The sequence below is a fragment of the Pseudomonas sp. VMV1 genome (genome assembly GCF_056790235.1).
Map to the genome: position 1 here is coordinate 618969 of NZ_JBXGSE010000003.1, position 25085 is coordinate 644053.

Sequence of the window (25085 nt, forward strand, 5' to 3'; positions counted from 1 at the left end):
CATGCGCCGTTCCCTGCTTATCGCCGCTGCCCTGACCCTGGGCGTTTCGAGCCTGGCTCAGGCCCAGACCCTGGTGGCCACCAGTAACATCGTGGTGCGGGCGCTGCAGCGCAGCATCGACTTCACTTCCGACACCACCACCTCCATCCGTGACGCCAAGGTGGTCCAGGCTGCCCGTGGCGATGCCGCCAGCTTTGTCGCCACCGACGGCGACATCCGCGGCGTGCAGCTGGAAGAAGCCTTCCGTAGCCTGCGCGACCAGTTCCCGGCCGCGCGTCAGGCCAACGACCTGCAGCTGGCTCAGGCCATCCTGGCGCTGTGAACAACCGCGCCGGCCGGCTGCGGCAGTGGCTGGCTGGCCTCGCGGCCGGCCTGGCCCTCGGTGGGGCTCAGGCCGCCCTGCACCTCGAACTCGACACCCAGGGCCTGACGCCCGCGCAGATCCAGGCTACCCAGCAGTTGCTGGATGAGGCCCAGGCGTTGCTGCCACCCAAATTCAAGGCGGCGCTCGACGAACGCATTCCGGTGCGCTGGAGCAGCGAGCTGCTGAAAGAAGCCTATGGCGAGGCGGATCGGCGCAATCTGCTGCTCAATCGCCGCCTGCTGCCCAGTCTGGTGGACGGCAGCGACACCCGCATCCAGACCGGTCGACCCCATGGCACCCAGCACCGCGAGCTGCTGGCCACGGTGCTGCATGAGCTGACCCACTTCTATGACCGCGAGCGCGTCTGGACGCCCGAGCAGCGCCAGCTGATCCTGTCCTGCGGCGGCCTGGGGCTGACTTCCGACCAGTTGCCGGTGAAATGCCAGGGCCAGGCCGGGCGCAGCTATACCCTGTCCGATGATCCACGGTTGCTGGACCTGGCCGGCTGGCAGGTGAAGACGCGCAAGCACGGCAATCGCGAGTCGAAGAACCTCTTTATCGCGCGCAGTCCCGATCTCTATGAAGTCACCAACCCGAAGGAATTCGTGGCGGTGAACATGGAGTATTTCCTGCTCGATCCCAGCTACGCCTGTCGCCGGCCAGCGCTGCAGCGCTACTTCGCCGAGCACTTCGGCTGGTCACCGGCGCACGACGCCTGTCCGGGGCGCTATCCCTATCTCAACGCTGGCAATGACTTCGGCGAGGCGCCCCTGGGTTGGCTCGATCCGGAGCGGGTCTATGCGGTCGACTACCTGCTGGCCGAGGGCAACGAGAAGGTCATGAGCCGCTGGGGCCACAGCATGCTGCGCCTGGTGGTCTGCGCCCCCGGTCGGCCACGCGGCCCGGATTGCCGGCTGGACCTGCAATACCACCTGGTGCTGTCGTTCCGGGCCTTTGTCAACGACGTCCAGCTCTCCAGCTGGCGCGGTCTGACCGGCTCCTACCCCTCGCGGCTGTTCGTGCTGCCGCTGGCCCAGGTGGTGGACGAGTACACCAAGGTGGAGCTGCGCGGCCTGCAATCGGTCCCGCTCAAGCTGACCCGCCCGGAGATCGCCGACTTTCTCGAACGTACCGCCCAGGTGCACTGGAGCTATGACGGCCAGTACTACTTCGTCACCAACAATTGCGCGGTGGAAACCTTCAAGCTGTTGCACGACGGCGTGCCGCGTCTGGCCGATGCCCAGCTCGATGTCATCACCCCCACCGGGCTGATGGACGCGCTCAGGTTCAAGGACCTGGTGGACACCTCGGTGCTGGATGATCCGCGCGAGGCGCTGCGGCTGGGCTATCGCTTCGACAGCTTCCGCGAACGCTTCCAGGCCATGTTCAAGGTGGCCAGGGAGCGCCTGAACCTGCCCCAGGCGGACGTCGAGGCCTGGCTGGCGCTGACCCCGCAGCAGCGTCGCGAGCAATTCCAGCGCGCCGACCTGCGCGCCAGCGCCGCCTTGCTGCTGCTGGAGCAAGCGGCCTATCGCCGTGCGCTGCTGCAGGCGCAGACCGAGCTCAAGGATCGCTACCTGGGTCAGGATGCCGTGGACAAGGCGCGCTTCGGCAAGGCCGGTGGCGCCCTGGAGCAGATCCTCAAGGACAGCGGCTACCTGAGCCGCCCGGCCGAGCTGCTGGGCACCGACGGCTACGGCCTGCCGCAACCGGGCGAGTGGGAACAGCTGACTGCCGAGAGCCAGAAGCGCCAGGCCCATCTGCGCAGCCTCAGGGATACGCTCAACAACGAGGTCCGGCAGCTGCTCTCGCCGGAGGCCCGCGACGGCCTGGACCTGACCGAAGCCAACCTGGATCTGCTCGGCAAGCACCTGCGCGAGCTGAACAAAGCCAGCGGTGGGCTGGAGCTGAAATAGGGCGGTTGGGGCCTGTTGGGCTTCGCTGCGCTCAGCCCAACCTACGGGGCGTTGTAGGTTGGGCTGAGACGGCTTCACCGTCGAAGTCCAGCGGGTGAAGGCCTTGTTGGGCTTCGCTTTGCTCAGCCCAACCTACCTGCCACGCTTATCGCTTCGGTGTCTTACCCTGGGGTGGCGTCGGAGCTGCCGGCTGCGGGCGCTCCAGCAGGGCCAGCAGCTGTTCCGGTGGCACCTCCTGGCCGTTGAGCGTCAAGCGGCCTGCGGCATAGGCCAGGGTAGCCACCAGGTCGTCGCCTTCGGCCTTGAGCAGGCCGCTGTTCAGGCCGATGCCGGCCAGGGCTTCGGCAGTGGCCTGGGCCTGTTGCTGCATCGCCGGCTGCGTGCGCTGAGCACCGGCCTGAAAGAGGACGCCATCCACCAGGCTACCGCGCGCGACCGACAGGCGAGCATCAAGCCGAGACAGCAGCTGGGCAGTAAGTTGCTCCGGTGGCAGATCGAAGGTCGCCGGCTTGTCCAGGGTCAGGTCCAGGCGCAGATGGCTGCTGCCGCTGGGGGTGTCGAGGCGCAGATCATCCACCACCAGGTGCGGCCGAGCCGCTAGCACATCGTTGAGGTGCTGCCGCAGCGTGGCCTGGGTGGTGGGATCGAGACCCTCTTCGGCATCCAGCTGCAGGTGCTGCAGCAGGGCGTTGAGCTGGGCCAGGGCGGGGCTGTCGAGGTTGGTGTAGCGCCCGCTCAGGGTCGCCTTGCCCAGGGTCTGGCCGGCGACGTCGAGCCGGCCGAGGCTGGCGTCGATTGTCCCGGACAGCTGCTGGCCCTGTTGCTGGGTATCGCCACGCAGCTGCAGATCCTGCAGTTCGACCGCCGGCTTGCCGGGCATCGCCAGCATCAGGCGTGTCAGGCGCAGCTGGCCTGGGCCTAGCCAGAAGCCATCGGCATTGCGGCGATTGTCGCCGGTCAGGGCGAAGCCTTCGGTCTCCAGCTTGGCCCAGCCGTCGGGGGTGCGGACGTTGAGGCTGAATTGCCCCACTGAACTGTCCAGGCGTAGCCGGCTGGCCTCCATGTCGGTGTGGAAGGTGGCGTTCAGGCCGGAGAAGGCCACCGCGCCCTGGGGCTGGTCCAGGTGCAGGGCGGCCAGGGTCAGGCCACCCTGCACCCCACGGTCGTAGCCCAGCGTGGCGTCGAGCTGCACGGGTTCGGCGCCCTTGGCCAGGGTGAAGAGATCGGCCGTGACCGGCGTGCGCGCCAGCGTGAAGCGGTTGACCGCCATGACCGGCGCCAGCTGCAGGGATTTGAGACGGGTCAGGGGGAAGGGGCCATGCTGGATGTCGTCCTGCAGCCGCAGCACCTCCACCGGCGGTCGATCCTCGGCCTGCACGGTCAGGCTGAAGGTGGCGGTGCTGCTGAACACACCGCGCTGCAGCTCGACCAGCTGGAGCTGCAAGGGGTACTCGGGCAGTTGCACCTGCAAGGCCACCTGGGCCTGGCTCGCGGCCTGGCGCAATTCGCCTTCCAGCCGGGTGCCGGTGTACCAGGCGCCCCCCACGGCGGTGCCGACGGCGACCAGGGCCAGTCCGGCGAGGGTGGTAAGTAGCGGCTTCTTCATGGAGACCAAATCCCTTTGTAGGTAGCGCAGCAACCCGCGCCGAGTGGAGGCGGAGTGTACGAGAGCCTTGGGCGGATGCCGAGGGGGCACTCGGCCATCCGGTCGAATGGGGTGCCGACTGTGATCGCTTTCCGCCGGCGCATACCCCGAGTCGACGGCCGCTCCGGTGGGTGCTAGCGTGCCGCGATCCCCATTGCCGGAACATCCGCCATGACTGCTCTCCCATGCCTGCCTGTCTTCGCTACCGTCTTGCTGCCGGGGGTGCCAGCATGAGCAGTCAGCGTCCGGTAGCGGGCTTACAACTACCCGCCGAACTCCTGGCCCGCGCCGAGGCGCTGCTGGCCCAGGGCGGACGCCGCCTGCTGGGCATCGCCGGCACCCCGGGTGCGGGCAAGTCCACCGTAGCCGAGCTGCTGGCGGCGGCGCTGGGCGAGCGCGCCGTGGTGGTGCCCATGGACGGCTACCATCTGGCTAATCGTGAGTTGGCCCGCCTGGGACGCGCCCAGCGCAAAGGGGCGCCGGACACCTTCGACGCCCGGGGCTATCGCGCCCTGCTGCAGCGACTCAAGACGCCGGTAGCTGGGGAAATCGTCTATGCGCCGCTGTTCAATCGCGAGATCGAGGAGCCTATCGCCAACGCCATTCCAGTGCCGGCCGAGACCCAGCTGGTGATCAGCGAGGGCAATTACCTGTTGCTGACCCAGGCGCCCTGGAGCGATGTCGCCGAGGTGTTCGACGAGTGCTGGTACGTTCGCGTCGACCCCGAGGAGCGTCGCGAACGCCTGGTCGCCCGGCACATGCACTTCGGCCGGAGCCGGGCAGACGCCGAAGCCTGGGTGGCCAGCACCGACGAGCCCAATGCACAGCTGATCGACGGCGACCGGGCACGGGCGGATCTGGTGGTGGAGTGGCGCGACGGGGCGGCGGCCCTATAGTCCGGCAAGGACGAAAGGTCTGCTTCCCTGCCGACCGACAGGGCTGCGGGCCTCGTCCGTAAGGGCCTGGTTAGAAACCGCCACCAGCATCCAGCCAGGCCTGTTCGTCCGGCGTATTGATGCGGCCCAGCGCCCGATTGCGATGGGGAAAGCGACCGAAGCGGACGATCACCTCCAGATGCGCCTTGGCGTAGCGAAGGTAGTGCTCGATGCCCAGGGCCGCGAACAATTCGAGCGAGCGCTGCTGGTCGGCCAGCACCTCGGAGTGCTCGAAGGGCAGGTAGCAGAAGGCCCGCAGTTCGGGTTCGATCTGCAGGTCCAGACCGGCCTCGATCGCCTGCCGGGCATGGCTCAGGGCCAGGCCGTCGGTGGCGAAGGCATGGCCGCTGTGACGAAAGATGTTGCGTGGAATCTGGTCGAGCAACAGGCACAGGGCCAGGGCGCCTTCGGCGCTGGTGGCCCAGTCATCGAACTCGCGGCGACTGGCGGCAAGGTGCGCTGCCTGGAAACGTGCGCGGCAGCTGGCGTCGAAGGCGGCGCCACCGTTGAACCATTGGTGGCGCCCGGCGGTGCGCCAGAAGGTGACCACGTCCGCTGGGGTCATGTCGTACTCCTCGGATGAGGGCTGGCCTGATCGGGTTCCACGTGGAACCGTTCAGCCGCGACCAACGTAGGGCATCTTGGTTGCCATTACCGTCAGCGTCTGGACGTTGGCGTCCAGCGGCAGGCTGGCCATGTAGCGGACGGCGTTGGCGACGTGCCTGACGTCCATGCGCGGTTCCACGGCGGTACTGCCGTCAGCCTGGAGCACGCCGTTGGCCATGCGCTCGGTCATCTCGGTAGCGGCGTTGCCGATGTCGATCTGGCCGCAGGCGATGTCAAAGGCGCGGCCGTCCAGGGCCAGGGCCTTGGTCAGCCCGGCCACGGCGTGCTTGGTGGCGGTATAGGGCGCGCTGAAGGGACGCGGGGTATGGGCCGAGATGGAACCATTGTTGATGATCCGCCCGCCACGCGGCGACTGCTCGCGCATCAGGGCGAAGGCGGCGCGGCTGCAGAGGAAGACGCCGGTGAGGTTGGTGTTGACCGCCCGGTGCCAGGCATCCAGTTCCAGCTCGTCGATGGGCACCGCCGGGGCGCCGACGCCGGCGTTGTTGAACAGCAGATCGAGACGGCCATAGGTGTCCCGAATCCGGGCGAAGAGCGCCTCGACGCTGGCGGCGTCGGTGACGTCGCAGGGGACCGCCAGGGCTTCGCCACCCTGCTGCCGGGCTTCTTCCACCAGGGCTTCCAAGGGCTCGGCGCGGCGCGCTGCGAGGACCACGCGGAAACCGTCCGCGAGCAGGCCGAGGGCGACGGCGCGGCCGATACCCTGGGAGGCACCGGTGACGAGGGCGATGGGGCGGGTGGTGGTCATGGGCGATCCTTGGGGCGGAAAGGGTGCCTCAAGGCTAGCAGGTCGTGCTGGGGTGGTGGGCGCCCCTTACCCGGCTCTCTCCCCGCAGGAGAGGGCGCGGGTGGGAGCCTTGGCCGCGTCCCCTACTGCCAGCCGTAGCGCCGGATGAACCAGCCCTTCATGCCCTGGACCACCAGGGCGTAGCCTGCCAGTAGGAGCACCAGGCAGGGGAAGTAGCCCAGCGGTAGCGGCTGCAGGCGGAAGTAGCTGGCCAGCGGCGAGAAGGGCAGCAGCAGGCCGATGGCGACGATGACGCCGGTCATGATCAGCAGCGGGGCCGCGGCGCGGCTCTGCACGAAGGGTAGGCGGCGGGTGCGGATCAGGTGCACCACCAGGGTCTGGGACAACAGGCCTTCGACGAACCAGCCGGTCTGGAACAGCGTCTCGTGGGCTGGGGTGTTGGCGCCGAAGACGTGCCACATGACCAGGAAGGTCAGGATGTCGAAGATGGAGCTCAGCGGGCCGAAGAACAGCATGAAGCGGCCGATGTCCTCCACCTTCCAGCGCTGCGGGCGGGTCAGCAGGTCGTCATCGACGTGGTCGAAGGGAATGGCGGTCTGCGACAGGTCGTACAGCAGGTTCTGCACCAGCAGGTGCAGCGGCAGCATCGGCAGAAAGGGCAGGAAGGCACTCGCCGCCAGCACGCTGAAGACGTTGCCGAAGTTGGAGCTGGCGGTCATCTTGATGTACTTGAGCATGTTGGCGAAGGTCTTGCGGCCTTGCAGCACGCCTTCTTCCAGCACCAGCAGGCTCTTCTCCAGCAGGATGATGTCGGCGGCTTCCTTGGCGATGTCCACCGCCGAATCCACCGAGATGCCGATGTCGGCCGCACGCAGCGCCGGGGCGTCGTTGATGCCGTCGCCGAGAAAGCCCACCACCAGGCCCTGGTCACGCAGCAGCCGGACCAGGCGCTCCTTGTGCGCCGGGGTGAGGCGGGCGAAGACCGTGGTGGTGGCCAGCCGCGCGGTGAGGGCGCGGTCGTCCAGCGCCTCGATCTCGGCGCCGGTGAGCAGGCCGTCCACCTCCAGGCCGACCTCTTGGCAGACACGCCGGGTCACGCGCTCGTTGTCGCCGGTGAGCACCTTGACCGCGACGCCCTGGGCGGCGAGGGCGCGCAGGGCGGCCACCGCGGTCTCCTTGGGCGGATCGAGAAAGGCGATGTAGCCGATCAGCACTAGATCGCGCTCGTCGGCGACGCTGTAGTCGAGGCTGTCGCCGGGCAGTTCGCGAATTCCCACGGCCACCACGCGCAGGCCTTCGTCATTGAGTTCGGCGGTGAGCGTGCGGATGTGCGCCAGGCTCTCGGCGGTGAGCGGCAGGTCGACGCCGTCTTCGCGAACCCGGGTGCAGGCGGCGAGCATCTCTTCCAGGGCGCCCTTGCACACCAGCAGATGGCGCTGACCGTCGGCCACCACCACCGACATGCGCCGGCGCTCGAAGTCGAAGGGCAGTTCGTCCACCTTGCGATAGGCCAGGCTCAGGCCACGCAGTTCAGCGTGCTGCAGCACCGCCACATCGAGCAGGTTCTTCAGCCCGGTCTGGTAGTGGCTGTTGAGATAGGCGTACTCCAGCACGGCATCGCTGGGCCGGCCGCGGGCATCGGTATGGCGTTCCAGGACGATGCGGTCCTGGGTCAGGGTGCCGGTCTTGTCGGTGCACAGCACCTGCATGGCGCCGAAGTTCTGGATGGCGTCCAGGCGCTTGACCACCACCTTCTGCCGGGCCAGCACCACCGCACCCTTGGCCAGGGTGGAGGTGACGATCATCGGCAGCATCTCGGGGGTCAGGCCGACCGCCACCGAGAGGGCGAACAGTGCCGCTTCCAGCCAGTCGCCCTTGGTCAGGCCGTTGATCAGCAGCACCAGCGGCGCCATCACCAGCATGAAGCGGATCAGCAGCCAGCTGACCTTGTTGACCCCCTGCTGGAAGGCGTTGGGCTCCTCGGTGACGCGGGTCACCCGCTCGGCCAGGCTACCGAAATAGGTACCGACACCGGTGCCGATGACCACGGCGGTGGCGGCGCCGCTGACCACGTTGGTGCCCATGAAGCAGAGGTTGTCCAGCTCCAGCGCGCTGCCGGCGGCGGTCAGGGTGAGGGCGCGCTTTTCCACCGGCAAGGATTCGCCGGTGAGGGCGGCCTGGCCGACGAAGAGGTCGCGGGCGCTGAGCAGGCGCAGGTCGGCCGGGATCATGTCGCCGGCGGCCAGGCGCACCACGTCGCCCGGCACCAGTTCGCGGATCGGTACCTCGACGCCGAAGGGATTGCCGGCCTCCGGCCGCAGTACCGTGGCGGTGGTGCTGACCAGCGCCTTGAGCCGCTCGGCGGCGCGGTTGGAGCGCGATTCCTGGACGAAACGCAGCACCGTGGACACCAGCACCATGGTGCCGATCACGGTGGCGCCGGGCAGGTCGTCGGTAAGCGCCGAGACGATGGCCAGCAGGGTCAGCAGCAGGTTGAAGGGATTGCGATAGCTCAGCCAGAGGTGACGCCAGGCGCTGAGCTTCTGGTCCTGCTCGACCTCGTTGTAGCCGTCGCTGCCGCGGCGCTCGGCGGCCTCGGCCGCGGACAGGCCCAGGGGGCTGCTGCGATGGCGGCGCAACAGGTCGCCTTCGGCGAGGCTGGCGGCCTCGTGCAGGCGGCGGCTGAAGTCGGCCTGGGGTTCGCTGCGGCCGTGGCCCGTGGGCAGGTGTTGCCAGAGGACGGGGCGGCGGAACAGGCGGCGGTCGAGACGCTGGCTGAAGAACTCCAGCAGGGGTTGGGTCAGGGTTTTGAACATGGCGAACTCCCCGTGGCCGGGGCCACGATAAGCGGGCTGCGGCACGCGAGAGTCGCGGCCGCCTGGCAAGCCAGGCGGCCGTACGGGGCTACCTGGCGCTGAGTAACGGACTGGGGTCGGGGTTCATCAGGCGCGGTGGCCTCCGTCTGGAAAGGGGGTGCGCACCGGGCAGGCCGGTGGCGCGGGGCGATTGCACCAGAGGTGGGTTAAGACTGGCTTAACGCAGGGCGAAGTCGGTTGCCACCAGGATCGCCTGGCCGGACGACCGCGCGCGCAGGCGGGCGAGGTAGGCGTCCAGGCGCGGCCAGGTAGCCAGCCAGCGCGGCTCCGGCAGGCGCTCCAGGTAGTCCAGCATCGGTGCCAGCAGGGCATCGCTCAGGCCGAAGCGGGGACCGCAGAGAAAGCCCCTGTCACCCAGCTGGCGATCGAGCACCGCCAGGGTCGCGTCGACCTCGGCCACGGCCCGCTGCTGTTCTTCCGGCGTCTGGTAGGGACGAGGACGAGGGCCGGCCACGCGCAGCAGATAGTGGCGGATCAGGCGGGTGTCCACGGTGGTCAGCAGGGCGCTGGCCCAGGCGTCCTGCTCCGGGTCGTCGACCGCCTCACGGGGCGGTAGCAGCTGACGGTCGAGATACCGGCAGATGGCGAGGGTCTCGAAGACCCGCTGCTCGCCATGCAGCAGTACGGGGACCTGGCCGAAGGGATGCAGTGCCAGATGGGCCTCGCTGCGCCAGGCGACGGCCTGACCACCGGGGGCCAGGCCGCAGGGTAGTTCGAGGCCTCCTTCCAGGGCATGGAGGCGTACGCTGCGTACCAGGGTGCTGAAGGCGGGACCGAAGAGATAGGGCGTCATGGATCAGGCTCCTTGCAAAGAAGGCCTGATGCTGGCAAAGGGGACCTTATGTTCAAGAACATAATCTGGAGTTTTCATGGCCTGGCCCCTTGATCAGCGCGAGCAGACCCGCCAGCGCATCCTCGACAGCGCCGCCCGCCTGTTCGCGCTGAAGGGCTTCGACGCCGTCGGGCTCGACGAACTGATGACCGCTGCCGGTCTCACCCGTGGCGCCTTCTACCACCACTTCCGCACCAAGACCGAGCTCTATGACCATGCCATCGCCCATGCCGCCCAGGTAGGCAGCGCCCGGCTCGACAGCCTGGGTGGCGAGGGCCTCGGTCAACTGGTCGAGCATTACCTGAGTCGCGAGCACGCCGAGGGCGAGTCGCTACGCTGTCCCCTGGCCTTTCTGGCGGCCGACGTCACCCACCAGGAGGCCGCCATCCGTAGCAGCTATACCCGTTTCTTCGCGCGCTTCGTCGCCCGTCTGGAACAGGATCTACCAGGGCCGCCGGCGCAACGGCGCACCCAGGCGCTGCAGCTGGCCACCACCCTGATCGGCGGCGTGGCCCTGGCGCGAGCGCTGGATGACGAGGGGCTCGCCGAGGAATTGCTGGCGGCCTGTCGCCAGGGCGGTCAGGGGCTATTGGACGCGGGCGAGGATTTGGCAGCGGCGGCCGGCTAGGCGACACTGGCGACTCTCTTGTCCGCCGGAGTCACCCATGCAGATTCGCCCCCTCGAAGCCGCCGATTTCGACCAGGTCTGGCCGCTGATCCAGCAGGTTGCCCAGGCCCGGGAAACCTACGCCTACGATCCGGACATGAGCCGTGACGACGCCTGGCGGCTCTGGGTGGAATTGCCCCGGGCGACTTTCGTCGCCGAACGCGATGGCCAGATTCTCGGCAGCTACTACCTCAAGGCCAATGCCATGGGCCCGGGCGATCATGTCTGCAACTGCGGTTACATGGTCGCCCCCGCCGCCCGCGGCCAGGGCGTGGCCGGCGCCCTTTGCGAGCACTCCCTGCAGGTAGGCCGCGAACTCGGCTTCCAGGCCATGCAATTCAACTCGGTGGTGGCCAGCAATCAGGTGGCGGTGCGGCTCTGGCAAAAGCATGGCTTCGAGATCGTTGGCACCCTGCCCAGGGCCTATCGCCATGCCAGCCTGGGGCTGGTGGATTGCCTGGTGATGTATCGCTGGCTGGCGGACTAGCGCCACTCGCTCAGCACGGCTTTCAGCGAGGCCGGCAGCATGGGTCCGTGGCCGAGGCCTGCGAGGACCTCGTAGCGCACCTGGATGCCAGGGATCTGGCCGAGGCGATCGGCCAGCCGCCGGGTGGCGTCGGCGGGGACCTCGCTCTGGAAATGCGCGGGCAGCTCGCGTTCGGCGCCGCCCTGCAGCAGTACCAGGCGGGCCGGATGCGCCCTGAAGCGCTCCTTGAGCTGTTCATCACCCTGGGGCAGCACGGTAGGGCTCCACCACAGCGAGGGGCTCACGGCATAGCCCTGGGCGAAGGCGTCCGGGCGGGTGAGCAGGGCATGGAGGACGAACAGCCCGCCCAGGGAGTGACCCCAGAGCGCACGCTGGCCGCGATCCAACGGCACCTGACGGCCAACTGCCGGTTCCAGGCGCTCCAGCAGCCAGGCGAGAAAGACGTCGGCGCCGCCGGTGGCCATCTCGCGAAAGCGTTCGCTGGTAGGCGCTGACGGCGTGTAGTCGTAGGCCCGTCCGGGGCCGTCGATGCGCTTGCCGCCGACATAGCCCACCGCCACCAGCACGGGCGGATTAGGCCGCTTGGCCAGGGTGTCGAGCAACTCGGCGTTCAGGCCGCCCAGGGCGGCGTTGCCGTCGAGCAGATAGAGCACCGGATAGCCGGCAGCCGGTGCCGGAGTGGCGGGTCGGGCGATCCATACCTGGTAGTGGCGGGCGCCATCGACGGAATCCAGCTTGAGCTCGCTGAAGGCATAGCCATGGCCCGGCTGCTGGAGCACCTGGGCGTCCATGGGCTGATCGATGGGGCGGGCCTGGCCGGGAGCGGCGAGGGCGAGTAGCAGCGGCAGGGCCAGCCAGGCGCTCTGACGGGTGAAGCGTGGCGAAAGCGGCATTAGCGAACAAGACTCATTTCCAGTAGAGCGGTCGAGCCTACCGATCTCTGTTCCCGCTCGCCATACTGGCCAGGATTTCCCGTTGCCAGGACACCCCATGCATCACCCCCATCTGCTGTTCGATCTCGATGGCACCCTCACCGATTCACGCCTGGGCATCACCCGGGCGATCCAGGTGGCGCTGCGCGCCGAGGGGATCGAGGAGCCCGACTCGCGCAGGCTGGAGGTCTTCATCGGCCCGCCGCTGCTGCAGAGCTTCATGACCCACTATGGCCTCGACGAGGCGCGGGCCTGGCGCGCGGTGGAGGCCTATCGGGTGTATTTCCGCGCCACCGGTCTCTATGAAAACGAGGTCTACGCGGGCATCCGCGACGTGCTGGCCGATCTGCAGGCAGCCGGGCGGCGGCTCTATCTGGTGACGGCCAAGCCGCGGGTGTTCGCCGTGGAGATCCTCAGGCACTTCGCCCTGACGGAGTTCTTCACCGCGCTGCATGGCAGCGAGTTGGATGGCACCCGCGCCGACAAGACCGAGCTGCTGCGTTTCGTGCTGGAAACCGAAGGGCTGGCGCCGGAAAGTTGCCTGATGCTGGGCGATCGTGAGCACGACCTGATCGCCGCGCGTGAAAACGGCGTGGCGGCGGTGGCCCTGGGCTATGGCTTCGGCAGCCGGGAAGAACTGGAGCGCCAGCGCCCGGCCTTTCACTTCCACAGCGTGGCAGCCCTGCGCCAGGGTTTCGGCCTCTAGTGGAGCGTGCCGACCTGCGCGGCCTGGGCCGGCAGGTCGAGGGGCGCGGGGATCAGCCGCAGGTGGCGGTCTGCACTACCAGACTGGCGCTGGTGGTGATGGTCAGGCGCTGGGAATTGAAGTCCATGGTCATGGGGTCCTGCGGACGGACCACGCGGACGACCTGGGCACCGGCGCGCTGACGGCCTTCCTCGGCCAGGGCCGGGGAGAGGGCCTTGCCAACCAGGTCCTGGACCGCATCGGAGTTGCAACGGCCACTGCTGCTGACGGCGCCGCTCGTGGTCGAGGAGGCCGCCGGGCTGTCCTGGGTTTCATGCGAGCTGCAACCGGCCAGCAGGGTGAAGAGGGCGGCACTGGCCAGCAGGAGAGGGGACTTGGAGCTCATGAGTTCGCCTTTTCGATCGTGGGGGAAGGAACCTTAACCCGTACGGGCCTCTGCATGGACCCCTCTGGGGTGGGCATTGTTACAAATCGCGAGTCAGGCGACGTTGATAGCCACAGGTGACCAGTCATCTCCCAGGGATAAAGTTAACAAATATAACGTTCGGTAATCGGCCAAATTCGGGTGGCACGGCTTGATCCATTTTTGGCATCGACCATCATCGAACCAGGGCCATACGGCCTCTTACGGTGATGACAACAACAAGAAAGGAACACCCGCCATGTCAGCTCGCTATCCCGCCGCTTTCCCTCCTGACGATCAGCCGATCCGCGTCCGCTAGGCCCTGATCCTCGCGCCCCAAGGCGCTTTCCGCCTCCTTCGTCAGGACTCACACCATGTCGACATCGCGCTCGCCCCAGGCCTGCGCACGGGCCCGCTCGTGCCTTGCGTTCGCCTCTCTCGCCGCTTTGCTTTTCAGCCAGGGCATTGCCGCCGCACCTTCGCTCAATCTGGAGCAACCGCCAAAGCCGCTCAACAGGCTGGAGGTGGAACGGCCGCTACCGCCCGGTCCACCGCGCTGGATCGAGGACTACCGCTTCCTCGACGATCACGCCAAGCGCACCGATCCCTTCGATGGCCTGCGCTACCAGCGCCTGAGTGAGTCAGCCTGGCTGCAGACCGGTGGCGAGGCCCGCTATCGCGTCGATACCTTTCGTAATCCGGTCTTTGGTCGGCGCGGGGTGAACACCGACCACTACATCCAGCAGCGTCTGCAGCTGCACGCCGACCTGCACCTGTTCGACGATGCGGTGCGTACCTTCGTCCAGCTGGAGAACACCCGGACCTGGAACAAGGCGATCTATGGCCCCTTCGACCAGAGTCGCACCGAGCTGCACCAGGCCTTCATCGACCTCAACACGCCGCTGGCCGGCGGCAAACTGATGACCCGGATCGGCCGCCAGGAGCTGGGCTATGGCGAGCAGGTCCTGGTCACCTACCGCGACGGCCCCAACATCCGCATCAATTTCGACGGCCTGCGCCTGTCCTGGAACCAGCCGGGCGGCTATCGCCTGGATGCCTTCGCCCTGCGGCCGGTGGTGACCGGCGAGGACAGCTTCGACGACGGCTCCGACAACGCGGTCAAGTTCTATGGCCTCTACGGCACCCTGCCGCTGGCAGGATCGCTGCAGCTGGACGTCTATGGCTTCGGCCAGGAGAAGGATCAGCGCAGCCTGGACGGCCTGAGCGGCGCGGAGCAGCGCTACACCGGCGGCGTGCGGCTGTTCGGCAAGGCCGACGGCTGGGATTGGAGCTGGGATCTGATGGGGCAGGGCGGGCATCTCGATGGTGCCCAGATCCGCGCCTGGGCGGTGAGCAGCGAGACCGGCTACCGACTCGCCGGCGCCTGGAAGCCGCGCCTGGCCGTGCGCCTGGATGCCGCCAGCGGTGATGACCGGCCCGGCGATGACCGGGCCGGTACCTTCGATCCGCTGTATCCGAAGAACGGCGTCTACGGCAACTCCGGCCTCACCACCTTGGCCAACCTCTACCTGGTCGGTCCGCTGTTGACCCTTGCGCCCCAACCCACGCTGCAGCTGGAAAGCGGGCTGTTCGCCGTCTGGCGGCAGAACACCAACGACGGCGTCTATCTGCCGGGCATGGTGACGGTGCCGGGCTCCGCCGCCAGCAGCGCACGCAAGACCGGCAACCTCTGGCGCAACAACCTGCGCTGGCGCCCCTTGCCCTACCTGACCCTGGACCTGGAATACAGCTACTTCCAGGCCGGCGCTGCGATCCGCCAGGCCGATGGCGACAGTACGAGCTACCTGTCGGCCGCCACCACCTTCCGTTTCTGAGGAATCCGCCATGCGTCTGTTCGCCAACGCCCCCTCCGGGGCCCGCTTGACCCTCGTGCTGTGTTTCATCGTCGCCCTGCTGGAGGGCATGGACCTCCAGGCCATGGGCATCGCCGCCCCGGCCATGGCCAAGACCTTCGGCTTCCAGCCAGGGCAGATGGGCCTGGTGTTCAGCGCCAGCATCCTTGGCCTCCTGCCTGGCGCCTTCATTGGCGGCTGGTGTGCCGACCGTATCGGCCGCAAGAAGGTGCTGATCGCCTGCGTGCTGATCTTCGGTGTCTTTTCGGTGGCCACCGCCCATGTCTGGAGTCTGGAAAGCCTCTTGCTGGCGCGGCTGCTCACCGGTATCGGCCTGGGCGGTGCCCTGCCCAACCTGATCGCCCTGTCCGCCGAGTCGGTGGACGAGCGCGCCCGCGCCACGGCGGTCAGCCTGATGTACTGCGGCGTGCCCCTGGGCGGCGCCCTGGCGGCGGTGGTGGGGCTGCTGGATGTCGGCCGCTGGCAGACGGTGTTCTATGTCGGCGGTCTGGCGCCGCTGCTGGTGGCGCCCCTGCTTGGACGTTACCTGGCGGAGACCGCCGGTTTTCTCCGCGGCCACGAAGCGGCTCAGGCAGGCAGCAGGCGCGGGGCTTGGCTGGGAGCGGTGCCGCTGTCGACCACCCTGCTGCTGTGGCTGGGCTACTTCTTCACCCTCACGGTGATGTACATGCTGCTCAACTGGTTGCCCTCGCTGCTGGTGGGCCAGGGCTTCAGCCGCGGCCAGGCGGTGGGGGTGCAGATTCTCTTCAACCTGGGCGGCGGCATCGGCTCGGTGCTGTTCGGCCTGCTCATGGATCGCTGGCGGCCACGCCTGACGGTGCTGGCCATCTACCTAGGCATCCTGCTGGGTCTGGCCGGACTGGGTCTGGCGAAGGACTATCCGCTGGTGGCCCTGGCCGGCTTCGCCGCCGGATTGTTCGTGGTCGGCGGCCAGCTGGTGCTCTATGCCCTGGCACCGCAACTCTATCCGGCGGCGGTACGGGCCACCGGGACCGGTGCGGCGGTGGCGGTGGGGCGCCTGGGCGCCATGGCCGGCCCCTTGCTGGCCGGCCAGGTGTTGGCTGTCGGCGGCGGTGCGGCGACCCTGGTGGTGGCCACCACCCCGGCGGTACTGGTGGCGGCGGGCGCTGTGCTGGCCCTGCTGCAACGCCGGGCACCGGCGCCGACGGCCATCGCCCGCGTGGAGGCTCCCGGTCATGCGTAGCCTGCTGCTGGTCATGCTGCTGCTGACCGGCCTGGCCCGCGCGGCCACGGTGGACGGCGATCCGGCCACCGCCACGCCGCCGCCGCTGCAGCTCGAACCCCTGGCGCGCTTCGAGGTAGCCCTCGACGCCCCGGTGTGGGAGTTGGGCCAGACCAGCGGCCTGGGCAAGCGGCGCATCATCCCCATTACCGGTGGCCGCTTCGATGGCAAACGCCTGCACGGACGGATCCTCAACAATGGCGCCGACTGGCAGGTGGTGACCGCCGATGGCCTGGCCATCATCGACACCCGCTATCTGCTGCAGACCGACGACGGCGCCCTGATCTATCTGCAGACCAAGGGTTATCGCTATGGCCCGCCGGAGGTGATGCGCGAGCTGGCGGCAGGCAAACCAGTGGACCCGCGGCGCTATTTCTTTCGCGTCACCCTGACCTTCGAGACCGCCGCCCCGGCCTATGCCTGGCTCAACCGCGCCCTGGGCGTGGGCAGCGCCATGCGCCTGGGCAAGGCGGTGGTCTACGACGCCTATCTGCTGCAATAGAGGAGTACCCGATGGCTACCGGAATGAGTGCGCTCTACGACGATGTCCTGCTGCTGGATGGCGTGCGCACGCCCTGGACCGATCTGAATGGCGCCCTGGGGCAGGTATCGCCCACCGACCTGGGCATCGCCGTGGCCCGCGCACTGCTGGCGCGCGGTCACGACGCCGACGTGGTGGATTCCGTGCTGGCCGGCTCGGTGGCCCAGGCCAGCTTCGATGCCTATCTGCTGCCACGCCACATCGGCCTCTATGCCGGGGTGCCCGAGTCGGTACCGGCGTTGCAGGTGCAGCGGGTCTGCGGCACTGGCCTGGAGCTGCTGCGCCAGGCCGGTGACCAGTTGCAGAGCGGCCAGGCCAGCCAGGTGCTGTGCGTAGCGGCCGAGTCCATGACTCGCAATCCCATCGCCGCCTATACCCACCGCAGTGGCTTTCGCCTCGGTGCGCCGGTGGAATTCCACGACTTTCTCTGGGAAGCGCTCAAGGATCCGGCGGCGGGGCTGGACATGATCGCCACCGCCGAGCGGCTGGCGCAGCGCCATGGCATCGCCCGCGAGGCTGTGGATGCCTGGGCGCTGCGCAGCTTCGAGCGCGCCCTGGCGGCCCAGCGCCAGGGCTGGTTCGCGGAAGAGATCGTGCCAGTGGCGGCGGCGCGCTTCGAGGCCGAGGGCCTGGCGCCGCGGGAGTTGCGCCTGCCGCGGGGCTGCGCGGTGGTCGAGCATGACAGCCATCCACGGGAAACCTCGCGGGAGGCCCTGGCACGGCTGACGCCGGTGCATCCGGGCGGGGTCCAGACCGCCGGCAACAGCTGCGCGGTGGCCGACGGTGCCGCCGCCGTGCTGCTAACGCGGGGCGCGGACGCCGTGCCGGAACGGGCGCTGGCCTGGGTCCGGGGTAGCTGCGTGGTCGGGGTGCCGCCGGACCTCATGGGCAGCGGTCCGGTGCCGGCCATCCAGGGCCTGCTCGACCGTGCCGGCCTGACGCTGGACGCCATCGACCGCCTGGAGATCAACGAAGCCCAGGGCGCCCAGCTGCTGGCGGTACAGCGCGCCTTGGAGCTGGATCCGGTGCGTCTCAATGTCCACGGCGGCGCCATCGCCCTCGGCCATCCGCTGGCCGCGACCGGTCTGCGCCTGGCCATCACCCTGGCGCGCCAGCTGCGTACCGAGGGGCTCAGGTACGGCGTGGCGGCGGTGTGCATTGGTGGTGGGCAGGGGATGGCGGTGCTCCTGGAGAACCCGGGGTGGCGGGGGCGTTAAGGTGCAGGGGTTGGTCTGGGCGTGTTGGGCTTCGCTGCGCTCAGCCCAACCTACGGAGGTGCAGGATGTGCCGGATTGCCCCCTCTCCTGCGGGGAGAGGGCTGGGGTGAGGGGATAGGCTCAGGTGTGTTGGGCTTCGCTGCGCTCAGCCCAACCTACGGAGGTGCAGGATGTGCCGGATTGCCCCCTCTCCCGCGGAGAGAGGGTTGGGGTAAGGGGATAGGCTCCGGCGTGTTGGGCTTCGCTGCGCTCAGCCCAACCTACAAAGGTGCAGGGTGTGCCGGATTGCCCCCTCTCCCTTGGGGAGAGGGTTGGGGTGAGGGTAGCTTTCAACTCAACCTACGAAGCCTCCGCTGGCGGCAAGGCCAGGGGCGGGAAATGGATGGCCACCCGCAGACCCTGGCCGCCGGTCGCGGTCGCCAGTTCGATGCCGGCGTCGTGGGCGGTGGCGATGTCGCGGACGATGGCCAGCCCCAGGCCGGTGCCGTGGATACCGCGGTCGAGGCGATAGAAGCGTTCGAAGATGCGTTCGCGCTCGGCCTCGGGGATACCCGGGCCGTCGTCTTCCACTTCCAACACCGTCGCCCCGGCCTGACCGTGCAGCCGAACCGTGACCTGACCGCCCTGCGGGGTGTATCTCAGGGCGTTGTCCACCAGGTTGTCGAGCAGGTCGCGCAGCTGGAAGGCGTTGCCCAGTACCGTCTGCGGCTCCAGTTCATAGCCCAGGTCGATGCCGTGGCAATCGGCCTGGGACAGTTGGCTGGGCATGGCTTCGCCGATGAGTTCGTCCAGCCGCAGGGGTTCGCGCGGCGGACTCTCCAGGCGCGCGGTGGCGGCGCGGGCCAGGGTCAGCAGCTGGTTGGTCTGGCGGGTCATACGCTCGGTGGCAGCCTGGAGTTGCGCCAGGGCCGCGGCGCTCTCGGCATCGCCGGCGTGCCGCTGGCGCAGCCACTGGGTCAGGGTGCTGATGCCGGCCAGCGGGGTGCGCAGCTGATGGGCCATGTCGTCGAGAAAGGCGCGCTGGTTGCGCGCGCCTTCGCGGATGCGCAGGAGCAGGCCGTTGAGCGCGGTGACGAAGGTGCCCAGCTCGCGGGGTGCCCCTTCTTCGCGCAGCGGGGCAAGGTCATCGTAGTGGCGGCTGTCGAGCTGGCGCTCCAGCCGTTCCAGCGGCTTCAGGCCGCGACGTACCGCCCACAGCAGCTGGGCGGCGATCAGCAGGGCGACCAGGATCTGCACCGCCACTAGGGTCAGCACCATGCGCTGCAGGGCGGCGGTGTGGCGACTCAGGGTCTGGGCCACGCTGGCCACCACCGGCTGTCCCGCCACGTTGCCTAGCCGGCCGACCATGAACACCGAGCGGTCATTGATGTGGGTACGTAGGGCGGTGGTGTGGCCGTCGCGCATCTCGTCGGTGATCTCCTGGACCGGCATGGCGGCGTCGCCGAACAGCAGCTGACCGTCCAGGCTCCTCACCGCCAGCCAGACATGGTCGTGGCTGTTGTGCCGCAGCAGGTAGTCGGCCTCCGCCGGCAGCCACAGGCGGCCATTGCCGTCCATCTCCAGCTGCTCGACCAGCAGGATCGCCGCATCGGTGAGATCGCCGTCCAGGGCGCTGAACGCCGGCTTGCGGGCGAACTGGTAGCTGACCACTGCGCCGCCGAGGTTGACCAGCAGCACCGGCAGCACCAGCCACTTGAGCAGCCGCCGACGCAGGCTGGGCGCAGTGGCGGTCATGGCGCGGCTTCCTCCAGGCGATAGCCGAAGCCGCGCACGGTGCGGATGCCGACGCCCGAGTCGGCCAGCTTCAAGCGCAGACGCGAGACATAGACCTCCACGGCGTTGTGGGTCAGGTCCTCGCTACCCCAGGGCGCCAGGGCGTCGATGATCTGCTGCTTGGAGACCACTTTGCCGGCCTGGCGCAGCAGGTGTTCGAGTACGGCCCACTCGCGTGCCGAGAGATCCAGCGGCATGTCGCCGACGCGCGCCTGGTGGGCGGCGGTGTCCAGGCGCAGGGCGCCGAGGGTGAGGTCGGCGCTGTTCTGGCCACCGGCGCGACGGACCAGCGCCTTGATCCGCGCCACCAGCTCGGGCACGGCGAAGGGCTTGACCAGGTAGTCGTCGGCGCCCACCTCGAAGCCGTGCACCCGGTCGTCGATGGCGTCGCGGGCGGTGAGCAGCAGCACTGGCTGGTCACTGCCCCGCTGACGCAGCCGCCGCACCACCTCGAAGCCGTCCAGGCCGCCAGGCAGGCCGATGTCCAGCACCACGACGGCGAAGCGGGTAGTGCGCAGCCAGGCATCGGCCTCGGCGCCGTTACGCAGCAGATCGACCTGCATGCCATGCCCTTCCAGGACCCGGCGGATGCCGTCGGCCAGGGTGGCGTCGTCTTCGACGAGCAGGATGTGCATGGGCATTCCTCAAGCGGTGAGTACGGTCTGCCGCAGAGTGTAGCGTCCGCCGCCGAGGTCTGTCGCAGACCGCGCCGCTGTCCGCCGGCGCGTTCAGTCCGGTAGGCTGCAGAAGTCGCCCAGGGCGCGCACCTGGGCCAGGCGATGCAGGCTGTCCTGCCAGTGCTGTAGCTGGTAGCGGGTCACCGCCTGATCGACCTTGGCCTGGCAGTCCTTGTCCTGGCGCAGGGGCGCGGTGGCGGCCAGGCCGTCGAGCAGGCGTCCCTGCAGCTCGTCCAGGCGGCTGCGAAGTTTGCTCAGGTCCGGTTTGTCTGGCGGCGGAATATGGTGCTGGCGCCGCCAGGCATCCAGCAGGCCGTATTGGACCAGCTTGTTGGCTTCCATCTGGATGCTGAAGAAGGTCCGGGCCGTGGCGGTCGGAACTCCCCGGTCGGCTGCCGCGCGCTGCACCGACTGCAGTACCTGCTGCTCGCGAGTCTCGTCGAGCACGGGTTTGCCCGTATCGAGCTTGCTGCGGGCGACCTGGTCGGCTATCGCCAGGCGTTGGCTGACGGCATCGATCAACGCCGGCAGGGGGTTGGCCGCAGCGTGCAAGGGGCCACTCAGGGCGAGAGAGAGCAAGGGCAGGCTGAGCACACGTAGATGACGCATGGCGATCTCCAGGAACAGGCACGGGGAGTGAAATTTACAGGGGGCACGTGAAGGTGTGGTTTCGTCACCCAGGATGGGTGGGCCTGAACCTGCATTCTAGAGCAGCTCGTGCGGCGCGAAGCACCCTGGATAGCCCCCAGCTCCCAGCCGAGGTAGGTAGCGTGCGTATCAGGCTCAGATGCGCGAGTGCCGTCACCTACGCATCTCCACCTGGCGGGTGTTCTGAAGCGCGACCAGGTTTCCCTCACCCCAGCCCTCTCCCGGCGGGAGAGGGAGCGGATCGGTGTGGGAGGTGAGGTAGGTGAGGGAGGTGAGGAGGCGTAGGGTGGAAAACCGCGCAGCGTTTTCCACGCGGGTGCCTGCGCATAGGTGCTCATCGGTGTTGGGCTTCGCTGCGCTCAACCCAACCTACGAACTTCCTCGTAGGTTGGGTTGAGACGGTTCTATCGTCGAAGCCCAACAAGGCGGATTCGAGCACAGGGCGTGGCCGCGACCGGCGTCCTTCCCTTACCCGAGGAGAGAGAGAGAGCGGATAGGCGTGGGAGGCGTAGGGTGGAAAACCGCGCAGCGTTTTCCACGCGGGTACCTGCGTATAGGTGCTCACCAGTGTTGGGCTTCGCTGCGCTCAACCCAACCTCCGAACTCCTCGTAGGTTGGGTTGAGACGGCTCTAACGTCGAAGCCCAACAAGGCGGATTCGAGCACAGGGCGTGACCGCGACCGGCGTCCTTCCCTTACCCCAGGAAAGGGAGCGGATCGGCGTGGAGGTGAGGGAGGCGTAGAGTGGAAAACCGCGCAGCGTTTTCCACGCGGGTACCCGCGCATAGGTGCTCACCAGTGTTGGGCTTCGCTGCGCTCAACCCAACCTCCGAACGTCCTCGTAGGTTGGGTTGAGACGGCGCTATCGTCGAAGACCAACAAGGCGGATTCGAACACAGGGCGTGGCCGCGACCGGCGTCCTTCCCTCACCTCAGGAGAGAGCGGATCAGCGTGTCAGGGGAGGGGAGAGGCCTTAGGCCTCCTGCGCCGCCCGCACCTCGGCGGTCAGGGCCTGGAGGCGGGCGTCGAGGGCGCTCAGGGCGCCGGCATCGGCGGCGGTGTTCAGGCTCAGGCGCAGGGCGGCCAGCACCAGCAGTTCGATGGCATCGCCGCGGCGGCGGTCGCCCTGGATGGCGACCAGTTCGTCGCGCAGGCGGGCAGCGGCCTGTTGCAGGGCGGCGCGGTCGCCTTCGGCCACCTTGAAGCGGTAGCGGCGACCGAGCACCTCCACCTCGTCGTCGGCGCCCGCGTTGGCGGTCTTCACTCGACGGCCACGTGGCGCTGCTCGACCTCGGCCGCGGCCTGGTGCTCGACCGACTGAGCCGACAGCAGTGCCAGCAGGCCTTCCACGCGCTGACGGGTGCTGGCGCCGTGTTCTTCCTGCTCCATCAGACTCAGTTGCAGGGTGTCGTTTTCCTCGCGCGCGGCTTGCAGGGCCTGCTCCAGCTCGTGGGTGCGGGCGGTCAGGCGCTGGTTGCGTTGCAGCAGGTCGCGGATCGCGGTTTCCAGTTCGCTCAGGGTCTTGTCCAGCATGGGCGCGGTCGTCTCTCGTGTCAGGTTCAGGGCTGCCGGTGGGGGCAGGGTGTGCATTCTAGGCCTCTCGCCGACCACCGGCACCCCATTCATCGCGGGCTAAGCCCTTGTTTTGCCAAAGGGTTCACGGGGGTGGCCAGGCAACTGACGGGCTGTCAGGCAGTTGTCAGGTTGCGCTAAGGGGGCCGTAAGGCAAGGCGCCTTAGCCTGGGCTCATCGCGTCGGCTGTCCTGTTCCGGCGCCCCTCGCTTCGGATGAGCCGCCATGACCGATCTGTCCCAGAGCACCGCCCCGCATCAGCTGGACGAGCCGTTCCTGCCGTTCTCCCGGCCCAGCATCGGCGCCGAGGAAGTGGCCGCGGTGAGCAAGGTGCTGACCTCGGGTTGGATCACCACCGGCCCCCAGGCCAACCTGCTGGAAGAGCGCTTCGCCGATTCCGTGGGCGCCGCCCATGCCGTGGCCCTGTGCTCGGCCACCGCTGCCATGCACGTGACCCTGCTGGCACTGGACATCGGCCCGGGCGACGAGGTGATCACCCCCTCGCTGACCTGGGTCTCCACCGCCAACATGATCACCCTGATCGGCGCCACCCCGGTGTTCGTCGACGTCGACCGCGATACCCTGATGGTCTCCGCCGAGCAGGTGGCTGCGGCCATCACCCCGCGCACCAAGGCCATCGTTCCGGTGCACTATGCCGGCGCCAGTTGCGACCTGGCTCCGCTGCGCGCCCTGGCCCAGCAGCATGGCGTGGCGCTGATCGAAGACGCCGCCCATGCCGCTGGCACCCGCTACCAGGGCGAGTCCATCGGCCAGCGCGGCACCGCCATCTTCAGCTTTCACGCCATCAAGAATCTAACCTGCGCCGAAGGCGGCATGCTGGTGACCGACGACGCCACCCTAGCCGAGCGCGTGCGTCGGCTGAAATTCCATGGCCTGGCCGTGGACGCCTTCGACCGCCACGCCCTGGGCCGCAAGCCCCAGGCCCAGGTGCAGGAGCCCGGTTTCAAGTACAACCTCTCGGACATCCACGCCGCCCTGGCCCTGGTGCAGCTGGACCGCCTGGGCGACATCAACAGCCGTCGTCGGCTGCTGGCCCAGGCCTACACCCAGCGCCTGGCGCATCTGCCGGTCGCCCCTCTGGCGCTGCCCGACTACGCCCAGACCCACGCCTGGCACCTCTACATCCTGCGCATCTGCCCCGAGCGGTGCGGGCTGGAGCGCGAAGCCTTCATGGCCGGCCTCAAGGCGCGCGGCATCGGCACCGGCATCCATTTCACCGCCACCCACCTGCACCCCTGGTACCGCGAGCGCTGGCCGGCGCTGGCGCTGCCCAACAGCGAATGGAATTCGGCACGGCTGTGCTCCATCCCGCTGTTTCCCGACATGACCCTCGCCGACGTCGACCGCGTGGTTGGCGCCATCGAAGACCTGCTGGAGAAAGGCGCATGAAGCCCTATGCCATCGACCGGGTATCCGTGGTGATTCCCGTCTACAACGAAGAAGCCAGCCTGCCGGAACTGCTGCGCCGCACCCGCGCCGCCTGCCGCCTGCTGGATTGCCAGGTGGAGATCATCCTGGTCGACGACGGCAGCCGCGACCGCAGCGCCGAACTGCTGCAGCAGGCCGCCAGCGAGCCAGACAGTCCCGTCGTGGCGGTGCTGCTCAATCGCAACTACGGCCAGCACTCGGCGATCCTCGCCGGCTTCGAGCAGGCCAGGGGCGATCTGATCATCACCCTGGACGCCGACCTGCAGAATCCCCCGGAAGAGATCCCACGCCTGGTGCACACCGCCGCCCAGGGCTACGACGTGGTCGGCACCGTGCGCCAGCAGCGTCAGGATTCCTACCTGCGCACCCTGCCGTCGCGGCTGATCAATCGCGCCGTGCAGCGCTCTACCGGCGTCGCCATGCGCGACTACGGCTGCATGCTGCGCGCCTACCGCCGCCAGGTGGTGCAGTCGATGCTGGCCTGCCACGAGCGCAGCACCTTCATCCCGATCCTGGCCAACAGTTTCGCCCGCCACACCACCGAGATCGAGGTGGGCCACGCCGAGCGCGAACACGGGGATTCCAAGTACGGCTTCCTCAAGCTGATCAACCTGATGTTCGACCTGCTGACCTGCATGACCACCACCCCGCTGCGCATGCTCAGCCTGTTCGGCGGCGGCCTGGCCGTCTTCGGCTTCCTATTCGCCGCACTGCTGCTGGTCCTGCGCGTCACCCACGGCGCCGAGTGGGCGGCCGATGGCGTGTTCTCGCTGTTCGCCGTGCTGTTCATCTTTACCGGCGCCCAGTTCGTCGGCCTCGGTCTGCTTGGCGAGTACCTCGGCCGGGTGTACCACGACGTCCGTGCCCGGCCCCGGTTCCACGTGGAACAAGTGATCCGCGCCGCCACCCTTTCTCCTTCGCCGGCGCCGCTGCGCCAGGTCCAGTAACAGGAAA

At 68.3% G+C, this 25085-nt stretch carries 24 protein-coding genes; 12 read left to right on the forward strand and 12 right to left on the reverse strand.

Annotated features, from left to right (window positions below; all coding sequences use genetic code 11):
- Position 1 precedes the first annotated feature (1 nt).
- The gene (locus ACUCV0_RS12965; protein ID WP_059316695.1) at positions 2–322 is read left to right on the forward strand and encodes a DUF2388 domain-containing protein; all 321 of its coding nucleotides are present in this window, start codon (positions 2–4) and stop codon (positions 320–322) included.
- Positions 319–2280, forward strand: a complete 1962-nt coding sequence (locus ACUCV0_RS12970; protein WP_482212867.1) for a DUF7844 domain-containing protein — start codon at positions 319–321, stop codon at positions 2278–2280. The genes ACUCV0_RS12965 and ACUCV0_RS12970 overlap by 4 nt, the downstream gene beginning before the upstream one ends.
- Before the next feature lie 145 nt (positions 2281–2425).
- Here the strand turns inward: ACUCV0_RS12970 and ACUCV0_RS12975 are convergent, their stop codons facing one another.
- Positions 2426–3886, reverse strand: a complete 1461-nt coding sequence (locus tag ACUCV0_RS12975; RefSeq protein ID WP_482212868.1) for a YdgA family protein — start codon at positions 3884–3886, stop codon at positions 2426–2428.
- Between the two features lie 269 nt (positions 3887–4155).
- Between ACUCV0_RS12975 and ACUCV0_RS12980 the strand changes: the two genes are divergently transcribed.
- The gene (locus ACUCV0_RS12980; protein ID WP_482212869.1) at positions 4156–4821 is read left to right on the forward strand and encodes a nucleoside/nucleotide kinase family protein; all 666 of its coding nucleotides are present in this window, start codon (positions 4156–4158) and stop codon (positions 4819–4821) included.
- 70 nt (positions 4822–4891) lie between these two features.
- On the opposite strand, the gene ACUCV0_RS12985 is transcribed toward ACUCV0_RS12980, so the two are convergent.
- The 4 genes from ACUCV0_RS12985 to ACUCV0_RS13000 all read right to left on the reverse strand — a co-directional run bounded on the left by ACUCV0_RS12985 (position 4892) and on the right by ACUCV0_RS13000 (position 9904).
- Positions 4892–5425, reverse strand: a complete 534-nt coding sequence (locus ACUCV0_RS12985) for a DUF924 family protein (RefSeq protein WP_482212870.1) — start codon at positions 5423–5425, stop codon at positions 4892–4894.
- A gap of 51 nt (positions 5426–5476) precedes the next feature.
- Positions 5477–6235, reverse strand: a complete 759-nt coding sequence (locus ACUCV0_RS12990; RefSeq protein ID WP_482212871.1) for an SDR family oxidoreductase — start codon at positions 6233–6235, stop codon at positions 5477–5479.
- Between the two features lie 122 nt (positions 6236–6357).
- The gene (mgtA, locus tag ACUCV0_RS12995) at positions 6358–9051 is read right to left on the reverse strand and encodes a magnesium-translocating P-type ATPase (RefSeq protein ID WP_482212872.1); all 2694 of its coding nucleotides are present in this window, start codon (positions 9049–9051) and stop codon (positions 6358–6360) included.
- A gap of 217 nt (positions 9052–9268) precedes the next feature.
- Positions 9269–9904 (reverse strand): glutathione S-transferase family protein, encoded by a 636-nt coding sequence (locus ACUCV0_RS13000; protein WP_482212873.1) that lies wholly within the window; start codon positions 9902–9904, stop codon positions 9269–9271.
- A gap of 76 nt (positions 9905–9980) precedes the next feature.
- On the opposite strand from ACUCV0_RS13000, the gene ACUCV0_RS13005 reads away from it, so the two are divergent.
- A complete protein-coding gene (locus ACUCV0_RS13005) occupies positions 9981–10571 on the forward strand; it encodes a TetR/AcrR family transcriptional regulator (RefSeq protein ID WP_482212874.1) in 591 nt (196 codons plus the stop codon).
- Positions 10572–10608: 37 nt separating this feature from the next.
- A complete protein-coding gene (locus tag ACUCV0_RS13010; RefSeq protein ID WP_059316686.1) occupies positions 10609–11097 on the forward strand; it encodes a GNAT family N-acetyltransferase in 489 nt (162 codons plus the stop codon).
- On the opposite strand, the gene ACUCV0_RS13015 is transcribed toward ACUCV0_RS13010, so the two are convergent.
- Positions 11094–11990: an alpha/beta hydrolase gene (locus tag ACUCV0_RS13015; protein ID WP_482212875.1), complete on the reverse strand. Its 897-nt coding sequence runs from the start codon at positions 11988–11990 to the stop codon at positions 11094–11096. The genes ACUCV0_RS13010 and ACUCV0_RS13015 overlap by 4 nt on opposite strands.
- 97 nt (positions 11991–12087) lie before the next feature.
- Between ACUCV0_RS13015 and ACUCV0_RS13020 the strand changes: the two genes are divergently transcribed.
- Complete coding sequence (locus ACUCV0_RS13020; RefSeq protein WP_482212876.1) at positions 12088–12735, forward strand: HAD hydrolase-like protein; 648 nt, start codon at positions 12088–12090, stop codon at positions 12733–12735.
- A 52-nt stretch (positions 12736–12787) separates the two neighbouring features.
- On the opposite strand, the gene ACUCV0_RS13025 is transcribed toward ACUCV0_RS13020, so the two are convergent.
- A complete protein-coding gene (locus ACUCV0_RS13025; RefSeq protein ID WP_017639258.1) occupies positions 12788–13120 on the reverse strand; it encodes an I78 family peptidase inhibitor in 333 nt (110 codons plus the stop codon).
- Between the two features lie 392 nt (positions 13121–13512).
- Between ACUCV0_RS13025 and ACUCV0_RS13030 the strand changes: the two genes are divergently transcribed.
- From ACUCV0_RS13030 to ACUCV0_RS13045, 4 genes are read left to right on the forward strand one after another with little or no spacing between them, the layout of a single operon-like run.
- Positions 13513–14973, forward strand: a complete 1461-nt coding sequence (locus ACUCV0_RS13030; RefSeq protein ID WP_482212877.1) for an alginate export family protein — start codon at positions 13513–13515, stop codon at positions 14971–14973.
- A gap of 10 nt (positions 14974–14983) precedes the next feature.
- Positions 14984–16216, forward strand: a complete 1233-nt coding sequence (mhpT, locus tag ACUCV0_RS13035) for a 3-(3-hydroxy-phenyl)propionate transporter MhpT (RefSeq protein WP_482212878.1) — start codon at positions 14984–14986, stop codon at positions 16214–16216.
- Entirely contained in the window at positions 16209–16757 is a 549-nt protein-coding gene (locus ACUCV0_RS13040; protein ID WP_482212879.1) for a DUF3237 domain-containing protein, read from the forward strand. The genes mhpT and ACUCV0_RS13040 overlap by 8 nt, the downstream gene beginning before the upstream one ends.
- 23 nt (positions 16758–16780) lie before the next feature.
- Positions 16781–18013, forward strand: a complete 1233-nt coding sequence (locus ACUCV0_RS13045) for a thiolase family protein (protein ID WP_482212977.1) — start codon at positions 16781–16783, stop codon at positions 18011–18013.
- 339 nt (positions 18014–18352) lie between these two features.
- On the opposite strand, the gene ACUCV0_RS13050 is transcribed toward ACUCV0_RS13045, so the two are convergent.
- The 5 genes from ACUCV0_RS13050 to ACUCV0_RS13070 form a co-directional block, all read right to left on the reverse strand.
- Positions 18353–19747 (reverse strand): sensor histidine kinase, encoded by a 1395-nt coding sequence (locus ACUCV0_RS13050; protein ID WP_482212880.1) that lies wholly within the window; start codon positions 19745–19747, stop codon positions 18353–18355.
- Complete coding sequence (locus ACUCV0_RS13055; RefSeq protein ID WP_271653399.1) at positions 19744–20421, reverse strand: response regulator transcription factor; 678 nt, start codon at positions 20419–20421, stop codon at positions 19744–19746. Before ACUCV0_RS13055 ends, ACUCV0_RS13050 begins: the two co-directional genes overlap by 4 nt.
- 93 nt (positions 20422–20514) lie before the next feature.
- The gene (locus ACUCV0_RS13060; protein ID WP_482212881.1) at positions 20515–21072 is read right to left on the reverse strand and encodes a chorismate mutase; all 558 of its coding nucleotides are present in this window, start codon (positions 21070–21072) and stop codon (positions 20515–20517) included.
- 1011 nt (positions 21073–22083) lie between these two features.
- Complete coding sequence (gene zapA / locus ACUCV0_RS13065; protein WP_313648665.1) at positions 22084–22374, reverse strand: cell division protein ZapA; 291 nt, start codon at positions 22372–22374, stop codon at positions 22084–22086.
- Entirely contained in the window at positions 22371–22700 is a 330-nt protein-coding gene (locus ACUCV0_RS13070) for a hypothetical protein (protein ID WP_237140551.1), read from the reverse strand. The genes zapA and ACUCV0_RS13070 overlap by 4 nt, the downstream gene beginning before the upstream one ends.
- 243 nt (positions 22701–22943) lie before the next feature.
- Here ACUCV0_RS13070 and arnB point away from each other — a divergent pair, with 243 nt between their 5' ends.
- Both arnB and arnC read left to right on the forward strand, forming a co-directional pair.
- Entirely contained in the window at positions 22944–24092 is a 1149-nt protein-coding gene (arnB, locus tag ACUCV0_RS13075; RefSeq protein WP_482212978.1) for a UDP-4-amino-4-deoxy-L-arabinose aminotransferase, read from the forward strand.
- The gene (gene arnC / locus ACUCV0_RS13080; protein WP_059316674.1) at positions 24089–25078 is read left to right on the forward strand and encodes an undecaprenyl-phosphate 4-deoxy-4-formamido-L-arabinose transferase; all 990 of its coding nucleotides are present in this window, start codon (positions 24089–24091) and stop codon (positions 25076–25078) included. The genes arnB and arnC overlap by 4 nt, the downstream gene beginning before the upstream one ends.
- The last annotated feature ends 7 nt before the right edge of the window (positions 25079–25085 follow it).